Raw genomic sequence first — 14,828 nt, 5'->3', positions numbered from 1 at the left:
GCGGTCGCCCCTGGGTCCCGGCTCTACAGCCCGCAAACGCGGGCCTCCGGCCGGGATGACGGAGCGGTTTGCAAATTCCATCGGACAGGAACCCTACGCCCGACCCTCGCCCGCGTTAACCGCCCACTGTGTCCCCCACACCCCACCGCGCCCACAAGCGGCGCCGTTCATGCAGCGGTCAGGGAACCTGTGACGTAATCTGTACGTAACCGAGACATCACAGGGCCGAGGCCCTTCGCGGGTCATGGGGATCCGCGGGACCTCGAGGAACCTGGGATGTTCTTTTGAGGTGCTACCGTATGAGCCCGTCTCTGAGCGTAGTGGCCGACAACGACCTGCAGGCCGTGGCCGCTCCCAAACTTGAAATTGGCAAACTCGAAACCGCCAAGCCCGAAACCGTCGCCGAACGCGTGCGCCGGCTGCAGGCCGAGGCCAAGCAGCTGGCCAAGGACCACATCCACGCCCTGACCGCCGCGATCGCCGACGCCGAGCGCATGGCGGTCGAGATCGCCGAGGGCGGCGACGCCTACCCGGCCGGGGTGCGCGACCTCGCCCGCCGCTTCGCCGAAGACGCCGAGGCCCGGGTGCAGACCCTGGAAGCGATCACCGCGCGGGCCTGAGCCCAATCACCTACCGCTCATCCCGGTGAAAGCCGGGACCCAAGCGGAGTGGGTGATTTCGCGACGCGGAGCTGACAAGCACAGAGTCGGCTTGGGTCCCGGCTTTCGCCGGGATGAGCGCAATAGGCGCGTGCTCTCATCGCGACGCGTCCCGCCATCCATCCGTCCAGGCGGCCGCCCTCACAGCCGGACCTGCGAAATTCCTCGACTTCCGGCTCCACGCAGGCTACCGTGAACAGAACGAGAACTCTGGTCTTTGACACGGTGAACGCGCAGGTGGGGACATTCGCTACCCCATGCCATTGCGCTATCTCGCCGCCCGAAGGGGCGACGCGCCGTCAGCTCCCGGCGTTTTTGTGACGGGCGCCTACCGCGCCAGGTCGCCGAACTCCTTGCTCCGCCGCAGCCAGGCCGCCGCGTAGCCGCAGATCGGGGTGACCTTCAGGCCCTTCGCGCGGATGTCGGCGCTGAGCGCCGCCATCAGGCGGCCGGCCGCGCCGGCGCCGCGGAGCGCCTCCGGCGCCTCGACGTGGTCGATGAAGATGCGGTCGCCGGCCTTGCGGTAGTCGGCCCAGGAGGTCTGGCCCTGCTCGTCCAGCTCGTAGCGGCGGCCGGTGTCGCGTAGCTCCATCTTGGGCTCTGACATAACCTGTTCTCCTGCGGCCGGATCGCGCCTAGCCTCGTAGAACAACTGGGCATGGGATGGGAGGGTTCAAGATGAAGCGCATGGTTCTGGTCTCGGGCATGGCGGTGCTGGCGCTCGCCGCCTGCAGCAAAAAGACCGACACCGCCGCGACCGGGACCGCGGCCCCGGCCAACGCCACGGCGCCTGCGTCCTCCGGGCCGATGGGCCTGCCGTCGCGCAAGGCGGGGCTGTGGGAGCAGACGCTCATCTCCGACCGAAGCGACAAGGCGGGCGGCGACAAGGGTATCCGCCAGACGATCAGCATGTGCCTGGACGCCGCCTTCGACCAGAAGATGAAGCTCTGGGGCAGCCAGGCCGGCCGGTCGGCGGAAGGCAAGCCGAACTGCAGCGAGGAACGGATCACCCAGCATCTGGGCGGCGGCTGGGACTTCCACGCGGTCTGCGCCATGGGCGAGAGCGGCACGGTCACCTCCGACGGCCAGGCGACCGGCGATTTCGGCTCGCACTACACGGTCAACGTCACCTCGACGACGGCGGGCTCGCCGATGGCCCAGGCGAACGGCGTGCACAAGATGAGCATCGAGGGGACCTGGAAAGGCCCCTGCCCGGCCGACATGAAGCCCGGCGACATGCGGATGGGGAACGGCATGACCATCAACATGGCCGGCGGGACGCCCACCATGGTCGGCGGCCCCGGCGGCGCCGACATGGCCAAGATCCGCGCCGAAGCCATGAGCGGCCACGTGGACAAGGCCGACATCGCCAAACTCCGCGCCCAGGCGGAAGCGATGCGGAAGCAGAGCGGGCAGTAGGTTCGGAGAGAGCCCGGAAAGAGGATTCAACCACGGACGCACACAGACGCACACGGACGCGCCTTGCCCTAGCGAGCTCGGCTCGCCTTCTGATCCTAGGCAGAGCTCATCGGCAGATAGCCTTCGGCCTTTCAAGCGGCAGGACGCGTCCGTGTGCGTCTGTGTCCGGCCGTGGTTCTGCTTTGCCTATGCTCTTTCCGTGGCCGAATAGCTGAGGTCAGGCCACCCCGGCGCCTAGACCAGCTCAACCGCCATGGCGGTGGCTTCGCCGCCGCCGATGCAGAGGCTGGCGACGCCCTTTTTGCCGCCGCGGGCTTCGAGGGCGGAGAGCAGGGTGGCCAGGATGCGCGCGCCTGAGGCGCCGATCGGGTGGCCGAGCGCGCAGGCGCCGCCGTTGACGTTCAGCTTGGCGCGGTCGATGCCGAGGTCGCGCTCGGCGATCATGGCGACCACGGCGAAGGCCTCGTTGACCTCGAACAGGTCGACGTCGGCGACGCTCCAGCCGGCGCGCTTCAGGCACTTCTGGATGGCCGGAACCGGCGCGGTGGTGAAGAGGCCCGGCTCATGGGCGTGGGCGGCATGGGCGGCGACGCGGGCGACGATGGTCATGCCCAACCGTTTGGCGACGCTCTCGCGGGTCATCACCAGGGCTGCGGCGCCGTCGCTGATCGAGCTGGCGTTGGCCGCGGTGATCGCGCCGTCCTTGGCGAAGGCGGGCTTCAGCGTCGGGATCTTGGCCGGATCGGCCTTGGCCGGCTGCTCGTCGTCGACGATCAGCACCGCGCCCTTGCGGGTGACCACCTCGAAGGGGACGATCTCGCGGGTGAAGGCGCCGCTCTGCGTGGCCGCCTTGGCGTTGTTGAGCGAGCGGATGGCGAACTCGTCCATGGCCTCGCGGGTGAACTGGTACTGCTTGGCGGTCTCCTCGGCGAAGGAGCCCATCAGCCGGCCGGGCTCATAGGCGTCCTCCAGCCCGTCCAGGTACATGCTGTCGTAGGCGGTGTCGTGGCCGATGCGGGCGCCGGCGCGGTGGTTCTTCAGCAGGTAGGGGGCGTTGGTCATGCTCTCCATGCCGCCCGCGACGATGATCTCGGCGGTTCCGGCGGCGAGCGCGTCGTGCGCCATGATCGCGGCCTGCATGCCCGAGCCGCACATCTTGTTGACCGTGGTGGCCTCGACCGATTTCGGCAGGCCGGCCCCGATGGCGGCCTGCCGCGCCGGCGCCTGGCCCAGGCCCGCCGGCAGCACACAGCCCATGACGATCTGCTCCACCGCGTCCCCCGACGCGCCCGAGCGCTCGACGGCGGCGCGCACGGCGGCTGAGCCAAGCTCGGTGGCTTTCACCGGCGCGAACACGCCCTGGAAGCCGCCCATGGGGGTGCGGGCGTAGGAGGCGATGACGACGGGGTCGGAGGCGGAGGTGCTGGTCATGGGGCGGGATATAGCGATCCGCCCGCCCCTTCTCCAGCGCTAGTGGTGTTTGTGGTTGAGCCCCTTGAGCGTCTCGGCCAGCCGCGCCTCCTTGCCGACCTTGCCGCCCTTCTTGGCCGCGGCGTGCAGCTTGGCGGCGGGGATCTTCTCGTCCTTCGGCACGTGCAGGGCCTCGTGCAGCTTGCCCTTCTTCCTGGTCGCGCCGGCGATCCACTTCTTCGTGCTGGCCATGGGAGGTCTCCTTTGCGGAGCCAAACCCGCGAGGCAGCCTAGAGGTTCGCCCGCACGGTCGACGCAATGAAGCCGCCGCCCAGAACCCTGGTTTCGGCTTCCGGGGCGTAGAGCGCGCAGGCCTGGCCCGGCGCGACGCCTTCCTCCGGGGTGTCGAAGACCACGGCCGGCGCGCCGTCGATCAGCGCCAGGCGGCCCAACGCCGGCTCGCGGGTGGAGCGGACGCGGGCCAGCACCGGGCGGCCAGTTTCGCAGGCGGCCGCGAAGGCCGGACCGTCGCCGATCCAGTTTACTTCCTTGAGCGTCAGGCTGTGGGTCAGCAGGGCCTCGCGGGGGCCGACGATCACCTGGCGGGTGTCGGCGTCAATGCGGACCACGAACAGCGGGTCGCCCACCGCGACGTTCAGGCCCCGGCGCTGGCCGATGGTGTAGCGGGTGACGCCCTCGTGCTGGCCGAGCACCCGGCCGTCCATGTGGACGATGTCGCCCGGCAGCGCGCCTTGCGGACGCAGGCGGTCGATGACCGTGGTGTAGCGGCCTTCGGGGACGAAGCAGATGTCCTGGCTGTCGGGCTTGTCGGCCACGGCCAGACCCAGCTCGGCTGCGGCGGCGCGCACGGCGGGCTTGGGCAGGCCGCCCAGCGGAAAGCGCAGGTAGTCGAGCTGTTCGGCCGTGGTGGCGAACAGGAAGTAGCTCTGATCGCGGTTGGAATCCGCGGCTCTGTGGAGCTCTGGCCCTGCGGCGCCCACGTCGCGGCGGACGTAGTGGCCGGTCGCCATGGCGTCCGCGCCCAGGTCGCGGGCGACGTCCAAGAGGTCGCGGAACTTCACCGTCTGATTGCAGCGCACGCAGGGGATCGGGGTCTCGCCGCGCAGATAGGCGTCGGCGAAATCCTCCATCACTTGGTCGCGGAAGCGGCTCTCGTAGTCGAGGACGTAGTGCGGGATGCCCAGGCCCTCGGCGGCGGTGCGCGCGTCGTGGATATCCTGGCCGGCGCAGCAGGCGCCCTTCTTCTGGATCGCCGCGCCATGGTCGTAGAGCTGCAGCGTCACGCCGATCACGTCGTAGCCCGCCTTGGCCAGCAGGGCCGCGGTCACCGTCGAGTCCACCCCGCCGGACATGGCCGCCACGATCCGTGTTCCCGCGGGCAGGCGCACGGCCTCGCGCGCGGCGGCGATGAGGCCGTCGCTGAGGCTCGCGGTGGTGAGAACGGGCGCGTTCATGGGGCCCATATAGCCATCCCTCCCCGTTTTGGGGAGGGTGGCGAGCGATTGCGAGACGGGTGGGGAAGTGTGGGCCGGATCGCTGAATCGGCGCTTGAACGCGACTGCCCCACCCGACCTCGGCTTCGCCTCGGCCACCCTCCCCTAAAGAGGAGGGAGGGCTAGCCGGCCGGCAGCAGGGTCAGCAGGCTGTCGCTCTGCAGGGACTGCAGCACCTTGGCCGAGGCCTGGACCGAGAGCTGGGCGTTGGCGAGGTCGGTGGCGGCCTTGGCCATGTCGGCGTCGGTGATGTTGCCGATCATGCTGGTGAGCGTGTTCTGCTGGGTGACCAGGTTCTTGCCCACGGTCTCCACCTGCTGCTGCACCAGGCCGTTCTGGGCGGCGGACGAGGTCAGGTTGGTGCCGATGGTGGTCCAGTTCTGCATGGCGGTGGTCAGGAAGGTCGCCTGGGCGGCCGTCAGCGGACCGTTGAGCGGGCCGTTGGGGCCGTCGTTGTAGGCCTGGATCGCCTGAAAGGCGGTGAGCATCGGCGTACCCAGGTTGCTGGCCAGCTGGCCGGTGGTGACGGTGGTGGAATCGTCCAGCTTGGCCTGCACCGCGTAGCTGTCGTTCTTGAAGAAGCTGGCGATCGGCGGGCCGGCGGTGAGGTCGGTCATCTGCTGGGCGGTGACCGGCTGGGTGTTGATCTGGCCGCCGGCGAACAGGTACTTGCCGTCGAACTGGGTGTTCAGCCCGCTGACCGCGGTCTGGAACTGGTTCTGCACCTCCTGCATGAAGGTGTCGGCGTTGTTGGAGGCGAGCGCATCGGCGATCGCCTGGCGCACCGCCGTGGCGGAGTCGGCGACCGCCGTCAGCCCCTGATCCTGCTGGGTCAGCTTGGCGGCGATCTGGCTGTTCTGGGCCTGATAGTTGGTGATCCGCGCGTCGACCGACTTCATCGCCGTCAGGGTCTCGGCCTGCTGGGCGAAGGCCTTCAGGTCGTTGCCGTTCTTGGTCGATGAGACGCGGTTTTCGGCGTTGGTCTGCGCATTCTCGGCCGCCATCAGGTTGGCCAGGATGGCGGAGTATTGTCCGGCGGTGGATACGCGGTCGACCATGGTGTGGTCCTCTTAAGATCGGGCTGGGCTTGGCGCCCGGCTAGTTCACAACGGCGAGCAGGGCGTCGAAGACGTCCTTGGTGGCTTGGATCATGCGGGCGTTGGCCGAATAGGCCTGCTGGAAGGTGGTCAGATTGACGAGCTCTTCGTCGATATTGACCCCCTGGACGGACTGCAGCTTGGCGTTCGCCTCGGTCTGGACGGCGGTGGCGCTCCCGGACTGGCTCGACGCCGTCGCGGCGTCGCGGCCAAGCGAGCCGCCGAACTGGGCGGCGTAGGCGTTCAGCGACATGTTGACGTTGCCCAGGTCGCCGGCCGCCTTGAGTAGCGTCGCCGTCTGGGTCGCCTGCGAGAGCGCCAGCGCCCCGGACCCGTCGCCCGGCGCGACCGCGGGCGTGCCCGCCGCCGCGCCAAGGTTGAGCGTCGCGAACGGGACCAGGGTCGGATTAGCCGAAAGCGTCGGGTTGACCTCGTAGTTCCCCGCGCGCGCCGAGCGCACGCTGGTGCCCAGCCCGAACAGCTGGCTGATCGAGGGCCCGCCGACGCCGCGCGCGGTGGTGTCCTGCGCGACGCTCAGCTGGGCGTTCTGCGGCGCGGTCCCGGTGAAGGTGAGGTTCCCCTGGGCGTCGAGGCTGAAAGCCCCGTAGAGGCCGACGCCGGTGGCGTTGTTGTTGAGCGCGTTGACCAGGTCGCCGACGGTCGGGTTGCCGGCTGGCGGCACGGCCACGGTGACGGTGCGCAGCGGATTTCCCGCCGGCGTCGAGAGCTGCAGGGTGATGGTCGAGCCGGGCGCGAACCCGTTGGCGTCGCCCAGGGTGAGCCCGGTGTCGTAGGTCGAAAGCCCGGTGGCGCTGACCACGTCGTTGAGGCCGAAGAACTGCGAGAAGCCCTGGCCGGCCTTCTGCGATGTGCCCTCGTCGATGGCGACGCCGTTGCCGCCGGCGGCCGAGATCGACAGCGCGCCATTGGCGAAGCTCGCCGTGCCGGAGGCGCCGAGCGCGGTGTTCAGGCTGGTGACGAAGTTGGCCGGCGTGAAGGCGACGCCCGGCCCGCCGTTGACGCTCATGGTGCCGGCGGTGAAGTCGATGGCGACGGTCTTCTGCACCACCCCGTTGGCGTCGGTGATCGCCACCGTCGAGGCGCCGGTGAAGTTGCTGGCCGCGGTGGTCGAGTCGAGGCCGGTGTTGCGGCCGGTGAGCGAGGCCGGCGGCGGCGAGGCGGTGGCCGCGTTGCTGGCGGCGTTCAGCTGCTGGGCGGTGCGCGAGACGAACTCGCCCAACTGATCCGACACGCCCGGCAGCTTGGTGTTGCGCAGGTCGAGCAGGCCGCGGATCTCGCCGGAATTGATGGTGATCGGCTGCGGCGTGGGCACGCCGCCCGGCGTGGTCGCCGTCAGGTAGCCCGGCGTGGTGGCCGAGGAATTGTAGGCGATCTGCGAGGCGCCGCCGTCGCCGACCAGCTGGATGCCCTCGGTGGAGCGGATCGTGACGCCACCCTGCGCGCGCGGCGCGACGTTGATGTTGATCAGGCCGGAGAGGGTGTTCAGATCCTGCTGTTGGATGTTCTCCGAGCCCGTGGAATCGCCGCCGCTCACCTTGGCGCGGGCGATGTCGCTGTTCAGGCTGTCGATCTGCTGCAGCAGGGTGTTGATCTGGGAAACGTCATTGGTCACCTGGCTGTCGACGGCGCCCGAGAGCGCGTTGACCTGGGTGTTGATGCTGTTGGCGTCGCTCAGGAAGTTGCCGACCGTGGTCAGGGCCTGGCCGCGTAGCAGGCTCGACGAAGGGTCGTCGGCGGCGCTGGCGAAATTGGCCGAGATGTTATCCGGCATGTTGAAGAAGTAGTCGCTGGTCGTGGGGTCGCCGAACAGCGACTGCACGTTGTCGAGGAACTGCGAATAGATCGAGTAGCGGCTGGAGTCGGAGCCGGCGGTCATGCTGGCCGACTGCAGGTACTGGTTGGTGACCCGCTGGACGCCGGTGATATCGACGCCCACGCCGGCGCCGTTGACCACCTGCTGCTGCTGGGTGACGGTCTTGCGCGTGTAGCCAGGCGTGTTGACGTTGGCGATGTTGTCGGAGATCGCGTTCAGGGCCGCTTGCGCAGCGCTCAGCCCTGAAGTCGCGGTCTGCAGGATGCCGTTGAGGGACATCGGGTTTAGGTCTCCGCCCGGCAAAGGCTGACGTGCCGCCCGGCGAATTCTGCCGAGGCTGCAACGAACGCCCACATGAGGCGCCGGGAAATCTTATTTGTTTTCAACATGGTCCCTTCTGGGAGCCGGTGAGATCGTGTGGTTAACCGCAAGACCGGCGCCAGTTCGCAGATGGGCGGCGAACGGCCCGCGCCGGACGGCCTGACCGGGCCACCCGGCGGGCGGCAGGAAACGCCCCATGCGGCGCCGAATGGCTCGGCAATTTCCGCTCTCACCCCTCCCCAGGCGCCGGGGGTGATGGGGTGATTAAATGTGCAAAAACAACGACCTGACGAGTTGGCGCAAAGGTTGCTCCAGCTTGTCCGAATGTACCCGGCGCAGCAGGCGTCCGCTTCATCCCCCATCCGAAAGCGTCACAAGCGCATGTCCGCCGCCGCGATCAACACCGCCACGACCCCAGTCCCCGGCGCCACCGGCGCGGCGGGCCCGACGGCGGGCTTGGGTACGGGCGCGGCGCATGGCGCTCAGGCGAGCGGCCTGCCCGCGATCTTTCAAGCCATGCTGGCCACCCTGGCGCAGGCGGAAGACGCCGCCACCGGCGGCGCGGCCTCGGCCCAGGTGACCGCCGGCGGCAAGCTGCTGACCGGAACCATCAAGGCCGGGACCATCAAGACGGCGACGCCCGACGACGGCAAGACCAAGGCCAAGACCGCCGGCGCCGCGGACAGTCAGGCCGCCGCCGCGACGACGGGGACTGCGACGACCGGAGCTGCGACCGCGCCCGACGCCACCGTCGCCCTGCTGGTCCCCGCCGTCACGACGGCGCCCGCGCAGGTCACGCCCAAGACCGCCGAGGGCGGCGAAGAGGCGACTGACCAGGCGACGGTCCCGACCGGCGTCCTCAGCGGCAAGGTCCGCGCCCTGCCCGTCGCTACGCCGCTCGTTCAGACCGCCGACGCCGGCGACGCCGCCAAGACCGCCACAGCCAAGACCGCGGTGGCCGCCGCCGCCCTGGCCCCGAGCGGCGCGGCGGTGAACGCCAACGAGAAACCCGACGCCACGCCGGCGCAGACGCAGACCCAGACGCAGGCGCAAACGCAGACTGCGCCGGCGATCCCGGCTCCAACCGACCCCGCGGCGGCCGCTCCGGCCGCAGCCGGCGTCCCGGTCGCGCCAGCGTTGCTCGCCGCCAACGCCGCCACAACGCTTGCTTCCAACGCCAAGACCGCGACCACCCCGACGCCCGTGGACGGTAAGGCGTCGACCCCCAAGGCCGCCCGCGCCGACGCTCCCAAGGCCCCCGCCGGTCCCGCCGACACCACCGCGCTCTCCGCCAACACCGCCGGCAAGAACGCCGATGCGCTTGCGCCCATCGTGAGCGGTGGCGGCAAGGCCGGCGCGGCGGACAAGGACGGCCAAGCCGCTCTCGACGCCGAAGCCGGCGCCGATCAGCCCGCCCCCAGCCAAGCGCCGGGCGATCCGGCCACCGCCTCCACCACGACGCCGGCCACCGTCATCGCCGCCGCGGCCGCGGCGGTGCGCGGCTCGCCGCAGACCGTGGCCAACCTCGCCGCCCAGATCGTCAAGAAGCTCGACGCGCGCTCGACCCAGTTCGACGTGCAGCTCGATCCCGCGGGCCTCGGCAAGGTCGACGTGCGCGTGGAGATCGGCGCCGACGGCAAGATGAGCGCGGCGATGTCCTTCGACACCCCGCAGGCCGCCGCCGAGCTGCGCTCACGCTCGGTCGAGCTGCAACAGGCGCTCGCCCAATCCGGCTTCGATGTCAGCGGCGGCATGTCCTTCGACGTGTCCACCGACCGCGGCCAGAACGGTCAGGCGCAGAACCAGCAACAGGACTCCGGCGCGGCGTTCCGCGGCCGGGCCTTCCAGGCGGCGCTCGACACCACGGCCGACACCCCGCCCGTCTCGCAACTCTCGCTCAGGCGCACGTCTGCGTCGGGCGTCGATATCCGAATCTGAGGACGTCATGACCGTCACTGCCCCCACGACCACCCCGCCGACCACGGGAACGCCGACCGCCGGCACGCCCGGCGCGACCCTGCAGGGCCTCGGCAGCCTGGCCGACAACTTCAACACCTTCCTGACCCTGCTCACCACGCAGCTGAAGAACCAGGACCCCACCGCGCCGCTGGATTCCAACCAGTTCACCCAGCAGCTGGTGCAGATGACCGGCGTCGAGCAGCAGCTCAACACCAACAGCCTGCTGCAGCAGGTGGTCAGCAACACCTCCGGCGGCGTCTCGGGCGCGGTCGCGATGATCGGCACCGACGTCAAGGCGACCAGCACCACGGCCAACCTGACCAACGGCCAGGCGCAGTGGGTCTACAACCTGCCGGCCGGCGCCGCGGATCTGAAGGTCCAGGTGCTGGACAGCGCCGGCAACGTCGTCGCCGCCCAGGCGCCTACCGACATGAGCGCCGGCGACCACAGCTTCAGTTGGAACGGCAAGAACCTGGCCGGCAGCCAGCTGGCCAACGGCGGGACCTACACCCTGCAGGTCACGGCCACCGACTCCACCGGCGCCTCGCTGGCCACGACGAGCTATGTCGAGGGCCTGGTCACCGGCGTCGTCCAGAACAACGGCGCGGCCTCGATCATCGTCAACGGCTCCACGGTGCCGGTCTCAAGCGTGATCAGCGTCAACAAGCCCACCACGACCGCTTCCACACCCACAGGCGCGACGACCGGCTCATGAGCCAGTCGCGCCACCCCTTTGAACCCGGACGGCAAAACGCCGTCTCCCGCTCCGGCCTAACCAAGGCGCCGAACGACCCCGCAGCAGGCGGTAACCTAGGAAAGAACGGACAAGAACCATGAGCATCAATTCGGCACTGCTGGCCGGGGTCTCCGGCCTGGCGGCCAACTCCTCCGCCCTGGCGGCGATTTCCGACAACATCGCCAACGTCAACACCACCGCCTACAAGCGCAACCAGGTGGACTTCTCCACCATGGTCACCTCGCAGGCGGTGACCGGCGACTACTCGGCCGGCGGCGTGCAGGGCAGCAACATGCAGCTGGTCAGCACTCAGGGCCTGATTCAGAACGCCTCGTCGCCCACCGATCTGGCGATCAGCGGCGACGGCTTCTTCGTCGCCAGCACCTCGTCCGGTGCAACCGCCTCGGAGTTCACCCGTGCGGGCACCTTCACGCCGGACGCCAACGGCTTCCTGGTCAACGACGCGGGTCTCTACCTGCAGGGCTGGCCGGTGCAGGCCAACGGCACCATCAACTACGACCCGTCGGACCTTACGAAGATCAGCTCGATCAACGTCAAGAACCTGGGCGCCGCCGTCCAGGCGTCGACGAGCCTCGGCGTCAGCGCCAACCTCGACGAGACCACCGCGGTCAGCGCCGGCGCGGCGACCTACAACGCGGCCACCAAGTCGATGGCGCTCTACGCGTCCAGCAACGGCGCCTCGGGCACCGCGCCGGACGCCGCCCCGATCGAGTTCAGCGTCATCGATTCCGTCGGCGGCACCCATAAGTTCGCCCTGGCCTTCGAGAAGACCGCGACGCCCAACCAGTGGAACGCGGAAATCTACGCGGTCCCGGCCACGGACGTGAGCTCGGCCGGCCCCAGCGGCCAACTCGCCGCCGGCCTGGTGAACTTCAACACCGATGGCTCGATCAACCTGGCGACCTCGACGCTGTTCGGGGCGGCCGGCGCGCCGCCGACGCTGACCCTGGCCGCATCCGGCGGCGCGGCCCCGGCCTGGGCCACCAACCTCGGCATCGCCGGCCAGAGCCTGAACATCGACCTCAGCAAGGTGACCCAGCTGGCCGCGGCCTCGACAGTGAACTCGGTGAGCGCCGACGGCGCCAGCGCCGGCAACATCGTCGGCGTCTCGGTGGGGGCCGACGGCGTGGTCTCCGCGCTGTTCGACAACAGCCAGGTCCGCAAGATCGCCCAGGTGGCCATCGCCACCTTCCCGAACGTCGATGGACTGACGCCCCTCAGCGGCAACGCCTACGGCGGCTCGATCAAGGCCGGCACCATGACCCTGAAAACGCCAGGGACCGGCGGAGCCGGCAAGATCTCGCCCTCCAGCCTGGAAGCCTCCACGGTCGACCTCTCGACGGAGTTCACCGGCCTGATCACCACCCAGAAGGCCTACTCCGCCTCGTCGAAGATCATCACCACGGCGGACACGATGCTCGACGAACTCATCAACATCATTCGGTAGTGGTAGTCTTAACTCAGATTAACTGAGTGTAAAATCGCACTGTGCCGAATTAATACACGGGGAAAGCAATGGTTAGAGCTTCATTCACTAATACGATTCAGCGGCTGTTAGGAGCCGTGTCGTATTGTTCTCATCAACAGTGATGGTGGGAAAGGCGTAAAGCCATGTTGCAGCAACAGCAGACGCGCACGAATAGCCGCGGGGAGTCGTATGTTATCGGCCCCACGGGCGCGCCGTTGACGCTGAGGGACTTGCCGCCGGCCGATACCGGCCGGTGGGTGATTCGCCGCAAGGCCGAAGTTGTGGCCGCGGTGCGCGGGGGCTTGCTCTCGCTCGAGGATGCGCTGGAGCGTTACCGGCTGACCTCGGAAGAGTTCCTCGCGTGGCAACGGTCCATCGATCGCCACGGCCTCGCGGGTCTTCGGACCACGCGTATTCAGCAGTACCGCTGAACCCGGCAGCTTTCCCCGGTTGGGTTCAACGACGACGCGGCCGCGCCCCCGCCACAGGGGCGCGGCCGTTGCCGTTTTGGCCTATCCCCCGCCGGCGGCCTTCTCAGCCTCGTCGATGACGCGGCGGGCCAGGACCTCCTCGTCGTCCGGCACCAAAAGGCGGCTGGCCAGTACGCCGGGATAGGCCGAGGCCTCCACCAACAGCGGATGCAGGTCGGCCTCCTCCAGCATGGCCTTGAGGAAGTGCAGCCGCACCGGATTGGTGGTCTTCAGGATCTCGATCATCAGCGGACCTCGCCCACCCGCGTCAGCGGCGCGCCCATGGCCGCGCCCGGCAGCTTGCGTACTGTGACCGCGATCCTCTCCCGGTCGCCCGCCGCCCGCTCGACTAAGAGGCGCGCCACCTGGGCGTCGTCGTGGAAAGCGTAGCCCTTGATGGCGTCCAGGATCGCCTTGGCGACGTTGTCGAGGTCGAGCCAGGGCGGATCGCCGACATATTCCAGCTGGATCTCAACCGAGAACTCTCCCCAGGCGGGGCGCGAGCCGCGCCAGGCCTTGCGGAAGAATTCGTAGATCAGTGGCTTGTAGTACTTGGCCTGACTGGTCAGGCCGTCGACCACCAGCTCCATGACGCCGTCCGCCTCGCGGACGCGGACCTTGCCGTGCTGGGTCCAGTCGGCGTCCACGGCGCCTCTAGACCCGCTCGACCTTCACCGCCGTGCCATAGGCCAAGACCTCGGTGATGCCTTCCATGATCTCGTTGGCGTCGTAGCGCATGCCGATCACCGCGTCAGCGCCGGCCCGGCGCGCATGGTCGACCATCAGGTCCAGCGCCTCCTGACGGGCATGCTCGGCCAGCTCGGTGTAGATCGTCAGATTGCCACCGAAGATCGACTGGATGCCGCCGGCGAAATTGCCCACGACGCTGCGCGAGCGGACCGTGACGCCGCGCACCAGGCCGATATGGCTGGTCGTCTTGTATCCCGGGATCTCATTGGTGGTGGCGACGAGCATGGTCTTTCGCGGCTCCAAGCTGGACCTCACCCATATATAGGCGCGGCCCGGCGCACGCCACGGGCCGTTGCGGCGGCGCCTCTGCGGAGCTAGACCCGCCGGAGCGGCGAGCTCGCCGCCGCAGCCAGCGCCCTTGGGGGGACCAAGCGATGACCGCCACCCGCACCGAGACCGACACCTTCGGCCCCATCGAGGTCGCCGCCGACCGCTATTGGGGCGCCCAGACACAGCGGTCGCTGCAGAACTTCAAGATCGGCTGGGAGAAGCAGCCGATTCCGGTGGTCCGCGCGCTCGGCGTCGTCAAGCGCGCCGCCGCCGAGGCCAACATGGCGCTCGGCAAGCTCGACCCGAAGATCGGCGAGGTGATCGTCGCCGCCGCCCAGGAGGTGATCGACGGCAAGCTCGACGACCACTTCCCGCTGGTGGTCTGGCAGACTGGGTCGGGCACCCAGTCGAACATGAACGCCAACGAGGTGATCTCGAACCGGGCCATCGAGATGATGGGCGGGGTGATGGGCTCTAAGAGCCCGGTCCACCCCAACGACCACGTCAACATGAGCCAGTCGTCCAACGACACCTATCCGACGGCCATGCACATCGCCTGCGCCGAGCAGGTGGCGCACGACCTGATGCCGGCGCTGGCCCACCTGCACACGGCCCTGCATCGCAAGGAGAAGGATTTCGCCCACATCATCAAGATCGGGCGAACCCACACCCAGGACGCCACGCCCCTGACCCTGGGCCAGGAGTTCGGCGGCTATTCCGCCCAGGTCGCGGCGGCGACCCGGCGGATCAAGGACAGCCTCTGGGGCCTCTACGAGCTGGCCCAGGGCGGCACCGCCGTCGGCACCGGCCTGAACGCGCCGGTGGGTTTCGCGGAGAAGGTGGCCGAGAAGATCGCGGCCATCACCCGCCTGCCCTTCGTGACCGCGCCCAACAAGTTCG

Annotated in this window: 16 protein-coding genes; 7 read left to right on the top strand and 9 right to left on the bottom strand. The window is 69.0% G+C overall.

The window, feature by feature from the left end; all coding sequences use genetic code 11:
* The first annotated feature begins 299 nt into the window (after positions 1 to 299).
* On the top strand, positions 300 to 620 hold the full coding sequence (locus VKQ35_RS12605; RefSeq protein WP_324362094.1) for a hypothetical protein: 321 nt from the start codon (positions 300 to 302) through the stop codon (positions 618 to 620).
* A 367-nt stretch (positions 621 to 987) separates the two neighbouring features.
* On the opposite strand, the gene VKQ35_RS12600 is transcribed toward VKQ35_RS12605, so the two are convergent.
* On the bottom strand, positions 988 to 1,266 hold the full coding sequence (locus VKQ35_RS12600) for a GNAT family N-acetyltransferase (protein WP_324362092.1): 279 nt from the start codon (positions 1,264 to 1,266) through the stop codon (positions 988 to 990).
* A 71-nt stretch (positions 1,267 to 1,337) separates the two neighbouring features.
* Between VKQ35_RS12600 and VKQ35_RS12595 the strand changes: the two genes are divergently transcribed.
* Positions 1,338 to 2,078: a DUF3617 domain-containing protein gene (locus VKQ35_RS12595; protein WP_324362090.1), complete on the top strand. Its 741-nt coding sequence runs from the start codon at positions 1,338 to 1,340 to the stop codon at positions 2,076 to 2,078.
* A 234-nt stretch (positions 2,079 to 2,312) separates the two neighbouring features.
* Here VKQ35_RS12595 and VKQ35_RS12590 read toward each other — a convergent pair whose 3' ends face one another.
* From VKQ35_RS12590 to flgK, 5 genes are all read right to left on the bottom strand, one after another.
* Positions 2,313 to 3,509, bottom strand: coding sequence for an acetyl-CoA C-acyltransferase (locus VKQ35_RS12590; protein ID WP_324362088.1), 1,197 nt, complete (start codon positions 3,507 to 3,509; stop codon positions 2,313 to 2,315).
* A gap of 39 nt (positions 3,510 to 3,548) precedes the next feature.
* Positions 3,549 to 3,740: a hypothetical protein gene (locus VKQ35_RS12585; RefSeq protein ID WP_324362086.1), complete on the bottom strand. Its 192-nt coding sequence runs from the start codon at positions 3,738 to 3,740 to the stop codon at positions 3,549 to 3,551.
* 38 nt (positions 3,741 to 3,778) lie between these two features.
* Positions 3,779 to 4,963, bottom strand: a complete 1,185-nt coding sequence (mnmA, locus tag VKQ35_RS12580) for a tRNA 2-thiouridine(34) synthase MnmA (RefSeq protein WP_324362084.1) — start codon at positions 4,961 to 4,963, stop codon at positions 3,779 to 3,781.
* Positions 4,964 to 5,124: 161 nt separating this feature from the next.
* Positions 5,125 to 6,060, bottom strand: coding sequence for a flagellin (locus VKQ35_RS12575; protein WP_324362083.1), 936 nt, complete (start codon positions 6,058 to 6,060; stop codon positions 5,125 to 5,127).
* 40 nt (positions 6,061 to 6,100) lie between these two features.
* Positions 6,101 to 8,212 (bottom strand): flagellar hook-associated protein FlgK, encoded by a 2,112-nt coding sequence (flgK, locus tag VKQ35_RS12570; protein ID WP_324362081.1) that lies wholly within the window; start codon positions 8,210 to 8,212, stop codon positions 6,101 to 6,103.
* A 423-nt stretch (positions 8,213 to 8,635) separates the two neighbouring features.
* Here flgK and VKQ35_RS12565 point away from each other — a divergent pair, with 423 nt between their 5' ends.
* The 4 genes from VKQ35_RS12565 (at position 8,636) to VKQ35_RS12550 (ending at position 12,869) form a co-directional block, all read left to right on the top strand.
* Positions 8,636 to 10,192 (top strand): flagellar hook-length control protein FliK, encoded by a 1,557-nt coding sequence (locus tag VKQ35_RS12565; protein ID WP_324362079.1) that lies wholly within the window; start codon positions 8,636 to 8,638, stop codon positions 10,190 to 10,192.
* A 7-nt stretch (positions 10,193 to 10,199) separates the two neighbouring features.
* A complete protein-coding gene (locus tag VKQ35_RS12560; protein ID WP_324362077.1) occupies positions 10,200 to 10,928 on the top strand; it encodes a flagellar hook assembly protein FlgD in 729 nt (242 codons plus the stop codon).
* Between the two features lie 118 nt (positions 10,929 to 11,046).
* On the top strand, positions 11,047 to 12,417 hold the full coding sequence (locus VKQ35_RS12555; protein ID WP_324362075.1) for a flagellar hook protein FlgE: 1,371 nt from the start codon (positions 11,047 to 11,049) through the stop codon (positions 12,415 to 12,417).
* 164 nt (positions 12,418 to 12,581) lie between these two features.
* Complete coding sequence (locus VKQ35_RS12550; protein WP_324362073.1) at positions 12,582 to 12,869, top strand: DUF1153 domain-containing protein; 288 nt, start codon at positions 12,582 to 12,584, stop codon at positions 12,867 to 12,869.
* An 81-nt stretch (positions 12,870 to 12,950) separates the two neighbouring features.
* Here VKQ35_RS12550 and VKQ35_RS12545 read toward each other — a convergent pair whose 3' ends face one another.
* From VKQ35_RS12545 to VKQ35_RS12535, 3 genes are all read right to left on the bottom strand, one after another.
* Positions 12,951 to 13,154, bottom strand: coding sequence for a DUF2007 domain-containing protein (locus tag VKQ35_RS12545; protein ID WP_324362072.1), 204 nt, complete (start codon positions 13,152 to 13,154; stop codon positions 12,951 to 12,953).
* The gene (locus tag VKQ35_RS12540) at positions 13,154 to 13,498 is read right to left on the bottom strand and encodes a RusA family crossover junction endodeoxyribonuclease (protein WP_414692340.1); all 345 of its coding nucleotides are present in this window, start codon (positions 13,496 to 13,498) and stop codon (positions 13,154 to 13,156) included. The genes VKQ35_RS12545 and VKQ35_RS12540 overlap by 1 nt, the downstream gene beginning before the upstream one ends.
* A 64-nt stretch (positions 13,499 to 13,562) precedes the next feature.
* Positions 13,563 to 13,883, bottom strand: a complete 321-nt coding sequence (locus VKQ35_RS12535) for a YbjQ family protein (protein ID WP_324362068.1) — start codon at positions 13,881 to 13,883, stop codon at positions 13,563 to 13,565.
* A gap of 149 nt (positions 13,884 to 14,032) precedes the next feature.
* On the opposite strand from VKQ35_RS12535, the gene VKQ35_RS12530 reads away from it, so the two are divergent.
* A partial coding sequence (locus VKQ35_RS12530; protein ID WP_324362066.1) for a class II fumarate hydratase occupies positions 14,033 to 14,828 on the top strand: 796 nt, incomplete at its 3' end.

It is taken from the genome of Phenylobacterium sp. (genome assembly GCF_035309685.1).
Classification (GTDB): domain Bacteria; phylum Pseudomonadota; class Alphaproteobacteria; order Caulobacterales; family Caulobacteraceae; genus Phenylobacterium.
The sequence above is the reverse complement of the archived record's forward strand: the minus strand, read 5'-3'. Positions and strand labels throughout refer to the sequence as shown.